Source organism: Paenibacillus sp. BIHB 4019 (genome assembly GCF_002741035.1).
Taxonomy (GTDB): Bacteria; Bacillota; Bacilli; order Paenibacillales; family Paenibacillaceae; genus Pristimantibacillus.
Genome location: NZ_CP016808.1, coordinates 6,478,813 through 6,493,319, shown reverse-complemented (window position 1 = coordinate 6,493,319; position 14,507 = coordinate 6,478,813). Strand labels below are relative to the sequence as shown.

The window sequence follows — 14,507 nt, the reverse complement described above, 5'->3', positions numbered from 1 at the left end:
AATAATTGCTCGATTTGACAATGGCTTCCGCTTAACCTGACGTGCTAGGATAAAAATAATTCATGCAAACGCTTAATTGCTATTTTATTAACGGTCAGGAAGGGGTTTAACATTGGCTAATCCAAATCAATTTTATAATGTGCAGCACTCGCCAATCGGAGCTTTTTCGAGCTTTACCTTGGGCTTCAAAGGAAAGAAGGGCGGACTTGCTTCCGAATTAGGGAAGCCAGCCGATCAAAACATTTATATCGGCATGCAAGCTTTAAATGGCAGCATTTATGAGGCGTTCCCGTTTTTTGAAACGGCTGCTGACGACAGCTCCAGATATGATGTGGAAAAAGCCGATTCAAGCGATAAGGATCAGCAGGCGACGGCAAAATTGAAAGCGTTTAACGACGAACAAATATCGCGAACGCTGGGCGCAGGCACAGATACGTGGCAGGCGGGTGACGTAACGCTGCGTATTTATTCGCCCGTCCGCTCCGTGCCAGATCCGGCAGCAGCGAGCCCAGAGGAGATGAAGCAGGCGATCGTTCCGGCTGTTTTTGCCGAATTGACGCTGGACAATAGCAACGGGTCCACGGCTAGAAGAGGTTTTTTTGGCTATGAGGGCAGCGATCCCTACAGTGCGATGCGCAGGCTGGGCGATACGAGCGGAGGGCAGTTTGCAGGCATCGGGCAAGGCCGCTTGACGGCTATCGCTTGCGATACGGATGATGTTCAAAGTGCGCTGGGATTTACAATGGAGAAAATTTTGGATGAGCAATACGAGCATAACTATGCTTTTGGCTTGGGCGGAACAGGAGCCATCTTAATGGAGGTACCGCCGGGCGAGATGCGCACGTACAAGTTTGCGATTTGCTTCTATCGCGATGGGATTGTCACAACTGGCATTGAAGCCTCCTATGCGTATACCCGTTATTTTAAAAATATCGACAGCGTCGCTGCGTACGCTTTGCAGCATTTTCAGGAGCTTGCTGAGTCTTGCCAGCAGGCGGATCAATGGATTAATGATTCCAAGCTTTCGAACGATCAAAAATTTATGCTCTCGCACGCTATTCACAGCTATTACGGAAGCACCCAAATGCTGGACTATGATGGCAAAGCGCTATGGATCGTCAATGAAGGCGAATATCGGATGATGAACACGCTGGATTTGACGGTGGATCAGCTGTTCTTTGAATTGATTATGAATCCGTGGACGGTAAGAAACGAATTGGAGTTGTTCGTAGACAGGTACAGCTATAACGATCAGGTTACGTTTCCTGGCGGGCAGGAGCTATATCCCGGCGGTATAACATTTACCCATGATGTCGGGGTGGCGAATGTTTTTTCCCGTCCGCAATATTCGGCCTATGAGCTGGCGGGGCTGGACGACTGCTTCTCTTATATGTCCCATGAAGAGCTGGTCAATTGGCTCTGTACGGCGCTTGTATATATTGAGCAAACGAAGGATGCGGAATTTACAGCCAATATGCTGCCCGTCATTCGCTCCTGCTTTGAGAGCATGCTGAACCGGGATCATCCTGTAAAGGAGCTGCGCAGCGGCCTTATGGCACTGGACAGCACGCGTACGCAGGGAGGCGCTGAAATTTCCACCTATGACAGCTTGGATGCCTCTTTGGGCCAGTCCCGCAACAATATTTATATGGCTGGAAAATGCTGGGCCGCTTACGTGGCGCTGGAGCGCCTGTTCCAAGCCGAAGGCTTGCCAGAATTGTCGGAAGAGGCTGGCGGGCAAGCAGATAAATGTGCGGCGTCCATTACAGCTGCGTTGACAGAGGATGGTTATATTCCTGCTATTATTGGTGAAAACAATGACTCGCGCATCATTCCTGCGATTGAAGGGCTTGTATTCCCGCTATTTACCGGCTGCAAGGAGGCCCTTGATCCGAACGGCAGATTTGCCGATTATTTGAGCAGTCTTCACCGTCACCTGACAACCGTGCTTGTGCCTGGCGTATGCTTGTTTGAGGATGGCGCGTGGAAATTATCTTCGACCAGCAACAATTCATGGCTTAGCAAAATTTATTTATGCCAATTTATTGCCAGAGAAATTATGAAAATGCCGTGGGAGGAGAGCGGAAAGCTTGCCGATTCGGCTCATGTCGCTTGGCTGCTGCATCCCGAGCTTTCGTATTGGTGCTGGAGCGATCAGGTGTTGTCAGGCCAAATCGTTGGCAGCAAATATTACCCTCGCGGCGTAACCGCTATTTTGTGGCTATATGAGAATTCGGCTGACCATTCGCTTGTCAAAAGCAGCTAATACAAATTCAAACCATAGGATGAGGTGCAACAAAGGATGAATGAAACTGCGAGGAAACCTAAACCAGCGGAAAGCGGCTATCATGCTTGGCTGAGCTATAATAGAGCGCTGCCTGGTACCCAATTGGAGCAATATAAGCAATGGGGCGGCGCAATCGTTTCCTTGGAAGCACAGGAGACGATTCATGCTGCGGCGGCTGAGCTAAAGCTTGGTCTGGAAGCGATGCTGGGCCATTCTGTGTCGACGGCTCCCAATCAGGAGCAGCGTCATATCGCGCTGGGAACGTTCGAATCCTTACAGGTGCGCTATCAAAGCTTAATTAGCGAAAAAGATATTCAGGCCGCAGGCGCGGAAGGGTATGTCATCCGCACGAGCCATGCTGATTCCTGTCTAGCAATCGGCGCCGCCTCGCCGGCAGGCGTGCTTTATGGCGTGTTTCATTTGCTGAGGCTCATAGGCACGGGCGCTTCAATTAATGAGCTTGATATTGCCAGCACTCCGACAAATGGATTGAGAATGATTAATCACTGGGATAATTTCGATGGCAGCATTGAGCGCGGCTATGCCGGGAACTCTTTTTTGTATGAAAATAACCGTTTTACCGAGGATCAGGAGCGGCTGCGCGATTACGCCAGAATGATGGCTTCGGTCGGCATTAATGCGATAGCGATTAACAACGTTAATGTTCATCAGGAGGAGACGCTGTTTATTACGCCAACCTATTTGCCGCAAGTAGCGAAGCTAGCCGATATTTTCCGGATTTATGGCATTCGCTTGTACCTCAGCATCAATTTCGCGAGTCCGATTCAGATCGGCGGGCTTGCGACGGCTGATCCGCTTGATCAGAGTGTGCAAGCTTGGTGGAACAGCAAAGCTTCGGAAATTTACGCAGCCATTCCGGATTTTGGCGGTTTTCTGGTCAAAGCCGACTCTGAAAATCGTCCGGGTCCCTTTACGTATGAGCGCGACCATGCAGAGGGAGCCAATATGCTGGCGCAGGCGCTGGAGCCGCATGGCGGCATCGTGATATGGCGCTGCTTCGTTTACAATTGCAAGCAGGATTGGCGTGACCGTACGACCGATCGTGCGCGGGCGGCGTATGACCACTTTAAACCGCTGGATGGCAGATTCAACGATAATGTTGTGCTGCAAATTAAAAATGGACCGCTTGATTTTCAAGCTAGAGAGCCTGTATCTCCGCTCTTTGGCGCGCTTGAGCACACCAACCAGCTGATTGAATTTCAAATTACGCAGGAGTATACAGGGCAGCAGCGGCATCTGTGCTACCTCGTCCCGCAATGGAAGGAAATATTGGAGTTCAATACGTATGCGGGCGGCGAACAGGCTCCAGTCAAGCGTATTGTCGACGGCTCCACATGGGGCAACCGGATAAACGGGATGGCAGCTGTCACTAATGTAGGAGCAGACTCAAACTGGAGCGGGCATTTGCTGGCTCAAGCTAATTTATACGGCTATGGCAGGCTGGCATGGAACCCGGATTTAACGGCGGAGCAAATAGCGAGTGAGTGGATACAGCTGGCCCTAAGTTTGGATACCGCCGTTCATGATATCGTTAGCGGACTGCTAATGGATTCGTGGAGCATTTATGAGTCATATACGGCACCGCTCGGCATAGGCTGGATGGTCAATCCAAACCATCATTATGGTCCTAATGTCGATGGATATGAATATTCGCCATGGGGAACGTATCATTTTGCAGACAACAAAGGATTAGGCGTTGACCGCACGGTGCAGACCGGAACCGGCTACAGCGCGCAATATATGGGCGCGAATGCCGAAATCTATAATTCACTGGAGCATTGCCCGGATGAGCTGCTGCTGTTCTTCCATCATGTCCCGTATACCCATGTGCTTCATTCTGGTAAAACCGTCATTCAGCATATATATGATACTCACTTTGAAGGGGTGGAGCAGGCGGCGCAAATGCTGACAGCTTGGAGCTCCCTGCAGGGACGAATGAAGGAAGGGCTGTATACGCAGGTTGAAGAGCGTTTGAGGGAGCAGGCTCGGCATGCAGAAGAGTGGCGTGATCAAATCAATACGTACTTCTTGCGCAAAAGCGGGATAGAAGATAAGCACCACCGCAAAATCTATTAACTTACATGTTCGACTGTGAAGGAGACTTTCAAATGAATGAGCAGAGTGTAGCAGGATTAGAACGAGAGCAGCTGCCTCAAACGATGAAAGCGGCCGTTATGACGGAGCCGGGTGCAATTGTTTTGCAAGAGCTGCCAATCCCTTCAATTGGGGACAGAGAAGTGTTAGTCAAGGTGATGGCTGTCGGCATTTGCGGCTCGGATCTGCATTATTATGAGCATGGACGAATTGGCCGCTTTATCGTAGAAAAGCCGCTTATTCTCGGACATGAATGTGCAGGAATGATAGCAGCTGTCGGGAAAAAGGTGAGCTCCGTCACGGTAGGTACACGGGTCGCTATAGAGCCAGGGACGACGTGCGGCCATTGCAGCGCTTGCAAGGAAGGGCGCTATAACCTTTGCCTTGACGTGAGCTTTCTGGCAACTCCGCCGATAGACGGCGCTTTCGTGCAATATTTGGCAGTTCGGGAGGATATGGTGTTTCCGATTCCCGACCAATTGTCTTATGAGGAGGCTGCGCTTAACGAGCCGTTTTCGGTGGGCATTCACGCGGCGAGAAGAAGCAAGCTGCAGCCCGGAGATACGGTAGCGATTATGGGCATGGGTCCGGTAGGGCTCATGGCGGTTGCCGCGGCAAAAGCTTTCGGAGCCGCACAAATATTTGTGAGCGATATGGAAGAAATCCGCTTGGAAGCCGCTTTGAAGATGGGAGCTACCCATGCCATTCATGCCAAGAACGAGGACCCGGCCAGCGTCGTGAAGAGTCTGACCGGAGGCAAAGGAGTGGATGTGGCTTGGGAAACAGCCGGCAATCCCCATGCGCTTCGTTCAGCATTATATTCGCTGCGCCGGGGAGGGAGGCTTGCGATCGTCGGACTGCCTCCGCAGGATGAAACGCCGCTGAGCATTACCTTTATCGCGGACAATGAAATTGATTTGTACGGTATTTTCCGCTATGCTAATACCTATCCTAGCGGCATATCCTTTTTATCATCCGATTCCATAGATGCGGGCTTTCTCATTACCGACCGTTATCCGCTGGCCAAGACGCAGGAGGCACTAGAACGGGCTATTCATAATAAGAGCGGCAGCTTGAAGGTCGTCGTTTATCCGAATGAGTAAGCTGCTGGTGCTGCTGTCGGATGGTCAGCTTGAAAGGTGGCTGCGATGAACATCACCATTGGCCAAGTGATAAAGGATTTGAAAGCAGGCATAGATGTGGCTGCTCCAACCGTGGATCAATTGAGCTTTGGGCACGAGCGTACCGTAGTGACAGGCATCGTTACAGCCTTTTCGGCTACCCATTCTATTATTGAGCAGGCATATGCTTTGGGCGCCAATTTAATTGTATCGCACGAGGGCTTTTTTTATAGCCACCATGAGGCTGGAGATTGGCTGCGCAACGACGCTGTTGTTGAGGCCAAAGCGGCTTTCATTGAAAAAACAGGTGTCGGCATTTTTCGCTTCCATGATTATATGCATAGCTACCAGCCGGACATTGTCTTGACCGGTTTGCTGCGCAAGCTCGGTTGGATGGCAGCCGAAACGCAGCGAGCTGAGGCAATTGTAGATATACCCGCTATGCAGCTCGCCGAAGTGGCTGATTATTTGAAAAGCAAGCTGAACATTCCCTATGTGCGGGCAGCAGGTGAACCCACGATGCTGTGCAAACGCGTAGGTGTTCTGGTAGGATATAGAGGCGGCGGAAGCTCAGCGATTCCATTGCTCCAGCAACAAAATGTGGATTTGATTATAGCTGGCGAAGGACCGGAATGGGAAACGCCAGAATATATAAGGGATGCGCTGCACCAAGGGCACAGCAAAGCGCTCATTATGCTTGGCCATGCCGAGAGCGAAGAGCCGGGGATGGAATATTTAGCTGAAATGCTAGCGGAGAAGTATCCGAAGCTTCCGGTTTATTTTTTGGCAGATGCCCCTGTATTCCAAGTGTTCTAACACAATCATTAGGTAGCGATCTCAAATACTGCTTTGCTGCTAAGGGGACTTCATGAAGTTCCTATTAGGGCAGAGCAGGTTTTTTAAAATATAGAGAAAGGATGTGATTTTCTCATCCTTTCTCTATATTTCAACGCGAAACGGTAGCTTAGCCGCCAGAGGGTGGCGAAAGCCGTTTACGCTTGAAATATAGGAAAGGATATGATTATTTTATCCTTTCTCTCTATTTCTTCGCGAAACGTTAGCTTTGCCGCCAGAGGATGGCGAAAGCCGTTTACGCTTGCAATAAGAGAGTTCAACCTGCGGAGGCAAAATATGAAACAGCAGAAGTTTGTTTTTAGCAAAAGCATTGCGTTTAGGTGGATCATTTCCTATGCGATCATTATGCTCATTCCTTTGACGGTTAGCGCTGTCGTTTATACCCAAACGAAAAAAGTAGTAGAGTATGAAATCCAGCGAGCGAGTGGTGCGATGCTCAAACAGGTTAAATATATGGTCGACAGTGAAATTAACCAAGCGGAAAAGCTGGCTATGCTATTGTCTATTCATAATGACGTGAATTCTTTTCTGAATATGAACCCAGACTCCGCGCAGCAGGAGTCCTTTCAAATTTTCAAAATACAGCAGGAGCTGAGCAAATACAAATCTGCCAACAATTTTATCAAAGGGATCTATTTGTATTCCGGCAAGCTCGATACCATTCTAACAGATGAAACCTACACGGATTCGGCGTTATTTTACGAGATGAATCGTCAATCGTTTAACATCAGCCAGCAGGAATGGCAGCAACTTTTGGATACGCCGATGATCCAGTCGGGAAAGCTGAAGCCTTTTATCCAATTTAAACGGGTCGGAAATACGGTTTTATTAATTAAGCCATTGTCGAATATAAAGGAAAAGGACACTACGCGAGCCGTTTTATTCATCGCTTTAAATAGCAATACCGTTCAAAAAATGCTGGCCAACGTCGATTGGGTCAACAATGGCGATGTTTACATCGTCGATCAAGCGAACCAAATTATGTTTCAAAATAATAAAATCGAAAGACCGCCGATTTTCTCTTTTGTGGAGACGGACAATAAAGAAGCGGATTCCTCCTTTTTGACCATTGCCGGAACGGAAAATATGGTTTCCTTTATCGCTTCGGATACGTCTGACTGGAAGTATGTAAGCGTTTTCCCTTCGGATACCTTTTGGGAAAAAGCGAGGGAAATTCGCAATTTGAATTTGCTGGGCTTGCTGGTCTGTTTTTTAATTGGCGGGGTTGTCATTTATTATGTTGCGCGCCGAAATTATAATCCTGTTCGCGAGCTGGTCAATGTATTCTCCTACGCCAAGCAGGAGCGGAGCATGTGGCGGGCGGACGAGTTTTCATTTATTAGGGAAAATGCGCTGGCGACGATTCGCGAGCGTGATGATATGAGCAGCCGCGAATACAAGCAGCTTCGGGTGCTTCAGGCCTACTACTTAACGAGGCTGCTCAAAGGGCAGGCAGAGGAGGGCTTGTCGGCCCAAGAGGCGGCGGGGCGTTATCATTTGAATTGGAGCACCGAGCATTTTGCCGTGCTGCTGTTCGATATTCAGCCAGGCGAAGCAAGCGCGACGTCAATGAATTTATCCCATTTTATCGTAACGAATATTATGCTTGATGTTGCACAAGAGTTTCACAGCTTAAGCTTTACCGATATGGACGGCATGCTTGCTGCCGTTATTAACATTCATCCCGAGCGAATTTCCGTCTGGAAAGAGGATATGGAGCAGGCTTTGGTGAAAACGCTGGAATTTACCGATCAGCGCTACCGCTTGCAAATTGTGATGGCCGGGAGCGAGCACGAGGTTGGGGTAGCTGGCATCCACCATGCCTATTTGCAGGCGCTGGAAGCCCAAGAGTACCGATTATTTTCAGAAGAAAATGTGTCGATTTGGTATGGCGATATTGAGCCGCTGGAAGCGGAATATTATTTGTCGATCAACGATGAGCTTGCTTTCATCAATATTATTAAGACAGGGGATCTGGAAAAAGCGACAGAGAAGGTAGACGAAATTTTGAACCAAGTGTTCAGCAGCCAATCCTCTATTGAAATGCTCAAATGTGCGATGATCGATTTGGCAAGCTCGATGATGAAATCCGTTCCGCTTGAAGCGCAGCAGGCTCAAATATGGGAGGAATCGCGGCCGATGAAACGTCTGCTCGCCTGTACAACGAGGGGGGAATTCCGGCAGGAGCTGCTGCAAATTTTACAAATGGTGTGCCACAAAATCAATGAAAAGCTGTCCTTGCTATCCAATACGGGAATAGGAGAACAGGTGGCGGAGTATGTGGAGCAAAACTATGACGATATCAATCTTAGCGTATCGATGATTGGGGCCGAATTTGGCATTACCCCGCAATACGTATCGCGATTATTTAAAGAGCAGATGGAGCTCGGCTTGCATGACTTCATTAGTCAAACGCGCACTTCAAAGGCGAAATTGCTGCTTCAGCAAGGAGCAAGCATAGAGGAGACCTCGTCTAAAGCAGGCTTCTCCAGCAGCAGCGCCTTCATTCGCGTATTCAAGAAATATGAAGGGATTACGCCAGGCAAATATAAAAATCTACAATAACAAACCGAATAGGCAATTTGTAAAAAGGCTGCGTACATTCCAGAAAAGACGCGCCTTTTTCTTGTTTTGGCGATGGATTGAGTTTATTGAGCATTGTTTCGGCGGACTGCTGCTGTTTATAGTTAAGAGGCAAGTCAAGCAGAGCTAAAACATACAAACGGAGGTCTTTATTTTGGCAAAATGGTTTAATAAAAAAACGGCAAGCAAGCCTGTCATTTTTCTACTCAGTCTCTCCATGCTAATGGCCGGTTGCAGCGATTCCAGCTCTAGCAGCAATGATGAAAGCGCTGTTAAGTCGAATCCGAATAATCAATCAGGCGGAGCCTTTTCTTATCCGATGCCAGGAAATGCAGAGCTCTCTTTTATGAATGAGCAGCTTGGCAGTACACCAGAAGCGATGCCGATTGATGAAGAATACGAGAAACGGACGGGGGTTAAAATCAAGCATTTGGGCGGAACGCCGATGACGGATCAAAAGTTCAGCCTGCTGCTCGCCTCGGGAGAGCTTCCTGATATTTTTCTAAATACTTGGCTTCAATATCCCGGCGGTCCTGACCGAGCTGTGGAGCAGGGGTATATATTAAAGCTGAATGATTTAATTGACCAATATGCGCCGAATTTACAGAAAGTGCTTCAGGAAAATCCCGACATCGACAAAATGATCAAGACGGATGACGGCACGTATTATGCATTCCCTTTCATTCGTTCCGATGCTGGCCGTGTATATGGAGGACCTATTATCCGCAAAGATTGGCTCGACGAGCTGAGCTTGGACATTCCCGAAACGATTGAGGATTGGCATACCGTATTGACGGCGTTCAAAGAGAAGAAAAAGGCCAGCTCGCCGGTGACGTTCCGGTCGATGTTTCTGGGCGAACGCACGGGCGGTTTTGCCGGCGCATTTGGCGTAATGGGCAACTTCTATCTGAATGACGGAAAAGTGACGTACGGCTATTTGGAGCCGCAATATAAAGAATATTTAAGGACGATGAGCCAGTGGTACAAGGAAGGGCTCATTGACAAGGACTTTGCTTCCATCGATGCGGCAACCGTTGATAAAAAAATGTCCTCCGGCAGCAGCGGCGCAACGATCGGCTGGCAGTTCTACATTGAAAAATACAATGCTGCGGCTCAGGAAACCGATCCGAAGGCGAACTTCGTGGCTGTCCCTTATCCAGCAGCGGCAAAAGGCGAGCTTCCGGAGTTCGGACAGCTGGACAATGCATATGCAGGCACGAGCTCGGCGGCTATTTCCGCTACGACGGCAAATGTAGAAGCGGCCATCCGCTGGCTGGATTACGCTTATTCCGCTGAAGGAAGCATGCTGAACACCTATGGCCTGGAGGGGGTCACGTACAAGCTGGAAAACGGCAAGCCTGTCTACACGGATTTGGTTGTCAACAACCCGAATGGACTCGGCAGCGACCAAGTGATGCTGCAATATTCGCATGGCACCAACTTCCCGATGATTCAGCAGGATAATAATCTGCCAGCGAAATATGAGCAGACGACAGAGGCACTCGGCATTTGGAAAAAAACGAACCATGAGAGCCATCTGCTGCCACCAGTGACACCAACGGCTGAGGAAGCGGATGAAATGAGCAGCATTATGAACGATATTAACGCTCTAGTTAAAGAAGCGGAGCTGAAAATTATTTTAGGCAATGAGACTGCCGACAGCTACGTTAAATATGTTCAGCAAATGAAGGATTTGGGCATTGAAAGAGCGCTGGAAATTCAGCAAGCTGCCTATGAACGTTATCTGCAACGTTAAAGCGATACGATAAACGATCAGGAGCCCCTTTAGAGAAGCGAAATAGGGCGGCTCCTGACATTTTAGCCTGCAATAAAGGAGAGTTATCCATGCTCGCAACTAGACTGGGGAAAGACCTGATCCGCAATAAATGGTTATATGTGCTCATTCTTCCTGTGCTGCTCTACTATGTGCTGTTTCATTATGTTCCAATGTATGGGGCGATTATTGCCTTCAAGCAGTTCATTCCAGCCAAAGGCATACTCGGCAGCGACTGGGTTGGACTTAAGCATTTTGAAAGCTTTTTCTCCAGCATCTATTTCTTTCGCGTCATAAAAAACACGATTTTGCTAAGCTTTTATAATTTGTTATTCGGTTTTCCTGCCCCTATTTTGCTCGCTTTGCTATTAAATGAGCTCAAAAGCTCGATTTTTCGGCGCATTACCCAGACGATTACGTACATGCCCCATTTTATTACACTCGTCGTGGTAGCAGGCATTATCCGTTATTTTACGCTTTCAGATGGACTTATTAATGATGTGATTGCTTTTTTTGGCGGAGAACGTCTTTCTTTTCTGCAGCAGCCTGGAGCTTTCCGTCCTATTTATATTATCAGTGAAATATGGCAGCAGATTGGCTGGGGGACAATTATTTATTTGGCGGCTATTTCTGGCATAGACCAGCAGCAATATGAAGCAGCTAAAATAGACGGAGCATCCAAGCTGCAGCAAATTAGGCATATTACTTTGCCCGGCATGCTCCCGACGATCATGATTATGCTTATACTGGCCCTTGGAAATATTATGAATGTCGGATTCGAGAAAATCATCCTTCTCTATAGCGCAAGCATTTACGAGACAGCTGATGTCATTTCGACCTACGTATACCGAAAAGGGATACTCGAATTCAACTATGGGTACAGCGCTGCCGTAGGCTTGTTTAACTCGGTCATTAACTTTGGAATATTGCTCCTGGCCAATTATTTCAGCAAACGGGTCAGCAAAAACAGTCTTTGGTAAGGAGTTGATCATATGACTAAAATTTCATGGGGCGAGCGTGTTTTTGATGGAATAAATGTGCTCGTTATGCTTATTTTAATTGTCATTACCTTGTATCCGATGCTTTATATTATATTTTCTTCGCTCAGCGAAGGAAATCGTCTTCTTTCACACACTGGCCTCTTGTTGTGGCCGCAAGGCTTTTCATTGGAGGGCTACAAAGCGGTATTAAGCAATCCAACAATTATGAATGGCTTTAGAAATACATTGTTTGTCCTGATCGCAGGCTTGGCGATTAATATGACGTTGACTTCATTAGGTGCCTATTTCCTCTCGCGCGAAGGCGTCCTGCTGCAAAAGCCGATTATGTTTTTTATCGTATTTACGATGTTTTTCCAAGGAGGCCTTGTGCCGTTCTTCCTCATTGTAAAATCGTATGGCTTGCTCAATTCGCTATGGGCGCTGATTTTGCCTACGGCGATGAGCACCTTCAACTTGATCATTATGCGCACCTACTTTATGGCGATCCCCAAAGAGATCGAGGAGTCGGCGTTTCTGGACGGCGCAGGGCATTTTACGATTTTGTTTCGGATCTTCCTCCCGTTGTCGATGCCGGTTGTCGCCGTGCTAATCTTGTATTATGGCGTCGGCCACTGGAACAGCTGGTTTAATGCGATGATCTTCCTGCGGGATCAGGACCTATTCCCGATTCAGCTCGTCGTCCGAAACATTATATTGGAAAATGACAGTGCGAATATGATTGGCACGACGACGCTCGTCCAAAGCCGAGATGTGGCTGAAACGCTGAAATACGCCGCGATCATTGTGACAACGGCTCCGATTTTATTATTGTATCCGTTTTTGCAAAAATATTTTGTCAAAGGGGTTATGGTTGGCGCATTGAAGGGCTAAGCTCAGAATATAGGCAAGCGTTATCCTTATTTACAAAGTGTGTTTTCCAGAGCTATCATATTAAGTATTAAAACGATGATTGGCTTATTGTCTGGCTTATGGACTGGCTGGCAGTAAAAAGGAGGGGATCCGCTCTGGATAGCGATTATTACAAGCAATGGGCATGCCAAAAGATGATTGAATCCTCGCAGGCGCACATTTGGGAAGGCCACTGGGCGTGTGCGGTTTTAGCCTTGATTGGCGTTTTAGAGGAGAAGCTGGTACCGGCAACGCTGGAAGCTGCCATTCTCCAAAATCTCGAAAAAACGGTGGAGGAGCATCCAAACGAGAAGTTGTATCGGATGGACAAGGCATACGCGGGCTTTCGCGATGGCATTTTGAGCGTACTCATCCAGAGAGGTCAATCTTGCCATGCATTGGGGCATGATGTCATCTATGCGTATTATATTTTTGAGGCGCTCTCCCGCTCCAAAATTCCGGTGACGGCCGAATTATTCAATGCCATGACTGTATTGCTTGAGGGATTTGCACGGTCCGGTCCAGGCTACGTAACGATCAACGAAAGCAATATCATTATTGCCCCTGAAGAAACTCCCGCAACGGCAACGAGGGTTCCGCTGGCTCCCGCAGCTGTGCTGGATCTGTTTCATAGCTTCCACAGGCCGTACCCAATGGAAAAAGGCGATATGCAGCTTGGACATCTCCTTACCCATGGCCACTCCATTATAGGGCTGCAGCAGCAATTTCAAGAGCCCAGGCTTGTTCAGTTGGAGAACTCCTTATTTAGACGACTGGACATCCTGGCTTACGCAAATGGCTTGGAAAGTAATCAGCCGGAATTGGCTCCAGCTTTTACAACAACCGTGAGCAGTCCGTTGGAACAGCCATTTTGGGAACAGGCTCTCAAGGACAGCAGACACGGCCATTCTTATAAATACGCATATAGTTACTTGAAGCTGAACCGGATGGCCGGACGCAATCCTTCCGATTTCAAATCGTTCAGCCGGATTTTGTAGCATTTCATAGTGGCGATAAATGCCCCGCGTTCTTTCTTAGCCAGAAAGGAAGCGGGGTTTTGTATTTTCTAATCTGAATTAGGAGTTGGCGATTAAACCGATTTCATGAAAATAGCGGCACCATGGGCTAAATCCCGCTGGAGCGGAGCTGCTTCTTCTACAAGCTGCGTCGTTAATAAATGGATTTCGGCTAATTGGTAGCGTTCAGCCTGCCGAAGCACAACGGTATGCTTTTTGCCCAAAACAAACTCGCATTGCTGGTCCTTCCTTGAAATCTCGGCTCCCGCAAAAATAAGCTTATTACTCCCAAGCCAGTGTTCGAGGTCGGGCACATCAATGACCAGCTTGTCGATACCAATCGCGCCATTATTATGGGTAATTTCTTGCTCTGTACACGCTATTTCCGGATCATACGCACTCATTAGAAAAGGCAAACGAGGTTCCTCCGGAACGGCCAGCCACCAGGTTTGCTTGCGTCCATCAGGCAACGTTTTACTCTTTTTGACCGTTTTGCCGAGCTTGGCACCAGCCTGAGTGATTTCCCGCACATTCGCCTCGGCCTGCTCCGGCTGAACGCTATCCAGCGCATAATCATTTAAGCCCTCCTGACTATTCAAATAATAGAGGAAACGATTAACCATAGCTGGATGGAGGGGGCGGAGCAACTGGAAAATAGCTCGAATCAGCTGCTCTGGAAGATTGATCGGCTTAGGATTAAACAGCTCAAGGAAGGAGCCATCCTGAAAATAGATGAGCGCATTATGCGCTTTTGCCGGGTTTGTCCGATAGGTCACGGTGAAACCGAGCTTTTGAAAATTTTCCACAGCCAGCTTTAGCTGCCTAGTTTTGATTAAGACATGCCCAATCGCGAAGCGGTTCATGTGG

10 protein-coding genes are annotated in these 14,507 nt (G+C 48.2%); 9 read left to right on the top strand and 1 reads right to left on the bottom strand.

The window, feature by feature from the left end; translation table 11 throughout:
• Positions 1-112 precede the first annotated feature (112 nt).
• The 9 genes from BBD42_RS28225 (at position 113) to BBD42_RS28185 (ending at position 13,622) form a co-directional block, all read left to right on the top strand.
• Entirely contained in the window at positions 113-2,266 is a 2,154-nt protein-coding gene (locus BBD42_RS28225; protein WP_099520866.1) for a glycoside hydrolase family 52 protein, read from the top strand.
• Between the two features lie 36 nt (positions 2,267-2,302).
• Positions 2,303-4,384, top strand: coding sequence for an alpha-glucuronidase family glycosyl hydrolase (locus BBD42_RS28220; protein WP_099520865.1), 2,082 nt, complete (start codon positions 2,303-2,305; stop codon positions 4,382-4,384).
• Between the two features lie 32 nt (positions 4,385-4,416).
• Positions 4,417-5,505, top strand: a complete 1,089-nt coding sequence (locus BBD42_RS28215; RefSeq protein WP_099520864.1) for an NAD(P)-dependent alcohol dehydrogenase — start codon at positions 4,417-4,419, stop codon at positions 5,503-5,505.
• 45 nt (positions 5,506-5,550) lie between these two features.
• Positions 5,551-6,339 (top strand): Nif3-like dinuclear metal center hexameric protein, encoded by a 789-nt coding sequence (locus BBD42_RS28210; protein WP_099520863.1) that lies wholly within the window; start codon positions 5,551-5,553, stop codon positions 6,337-6,339.
• A gap of 315 nt (positions 6,340-6,654) precedes the next feature.
• Positions 6,655-8,943, top strand: a complete 2,289-nt coding sequence (locus BBD42_RS28205; RefSeq protein ID WP_099520862.1) for an AraC family transcriptional regulator — start codon at positions 6,655-6,657, stop codon at positions 8,941-8,943.
• Positions 8,944-9,178: 235 nt separating this feature from the next.
• Positions 9,179-10,717, top strand: a complete 1,539-nt coding sequence (locus tag BBD42_RS28200; protein ID WP_099521845.1) for an extracellular solute-binding protein — start codon at positions 9,179-9,181, stop codon at positions 10,715-10,717.
• A gap of 89 nt (positions 10,718-10,806) precedes the next feature.
• On the top strand, positions 10,807-11,715 hold the full coding sequence (locus tag BBD42_RS28195; RefSeq protein ID WP_099520861.1) for an ABC transporter permease: 909 nt from the start codon (positions 10,807-10,809) through the stop codon (positions 11,713-11,715).
• A 12-nt stretch (positions 11,716-11,727) separates the two neighbouring features.
• On the top strand, positions 11,728-12,606 hold the full coding sequence (locus tag BBD42_RS28190; RefSeq protein ID WP_099520860.1) for a carbohydrate ABC transporter permease: 879 nt from the start codon (positions 11,728-11,730) through the stop codon (positions 12,604-12,606).
• Positions 12,607-12,779: 173 nt separating this feature from the next.
• The gene (locus BBD42_RS28185) at positions 12,780-13,622 is read left to right on the top strand and encodes a hypothetical protein (RefSeq protein WP_237163255.1); all 843 of its coding nucleotides are present in this window, start codon (positions 12,780-12,782) and stop codon (positions 13,620-13,622) included.
• Positions 13,623-13,714: 92 nt separating this feature from the next.
• Here the strand turns inward: BBD42_RS28185 and BBD42_RS28180 are convergent, their stop codons facing one another.
• Positions 13,715-14,503, bottom strand: a complete 789-nt coding sequence (locus tag BBD42_RS28180) for a VOC family protein (protein ID WP_172455660.1) — start codon at positions 14,501-14,503, stop codon at positions 13,715-13,717.
• Between the last annotated feature and the right edge of the window lie 4 nt (positions 14,504-14,507).

Coding starts and splice junctions, on each gene's coding strand:
- BBD42_RS28220 (WP_099520865.1), top strand. CDS start 2,303: ATGAATGAAACTGCGAGGAAACCTAAACCAGCGGAAAGCGGCTATCAT.
- BBD42_RS28215 (WP_099520864.1), top strand. CDS start 4,417: ATGAATGAGCAGAGTGTAGCAGGATTAGAACGAGAGCAGCTGCCTCAA.
- BBD42_RS28210 (WP_099520863.1), top strand. CDS start 5,551: ATGAACATCACCATTGGCCAAGTGATAAAGGATTTGAAAGCAGGCATA.
- BBD42_RS28205 (WP_099520862.1), top strand. CDS start 6,655: ATGAAACAGCAGAAGTTTGTTTTTAGCAAAAGCATTGCGTTTAGGTGG.
- BBD42_RS28200 (WP_099521845.1), top strand. CDS start 9,179: ATGCTAATGGCCGGTTGCAGCGATTCCAGCTCTAGCAGCAATGATGAA.
- BBD42_RS28195 (WP_099520861.1), top strand. CDS start 10,807: ATGCTCGCAACTAGACTGGGGAAAGACCTGATCCGCAATAAATGGTTA.
- BBD42_RS28190 (WP_099520860.1), top strand. CDS start 11,728: ATGACTAAAATTTCATGGGGCGAGCGTGTTTTTGATGGAATAAATGTG.
- BBD42_RS28185 (WP_237163255.1), top strand. CDS start 12,780: ATGATTGAATCCTCGCAGGCGCACATTTGGGAAGGCCACTGGGCGTGT.
- BBD42_RS28180 (WP_172455660.1), bottom strand. CDS start 14,503: ATGAACCGCTTCGCGATTGGGCATGTCTTAATCAAAACTAGGCAGCTA.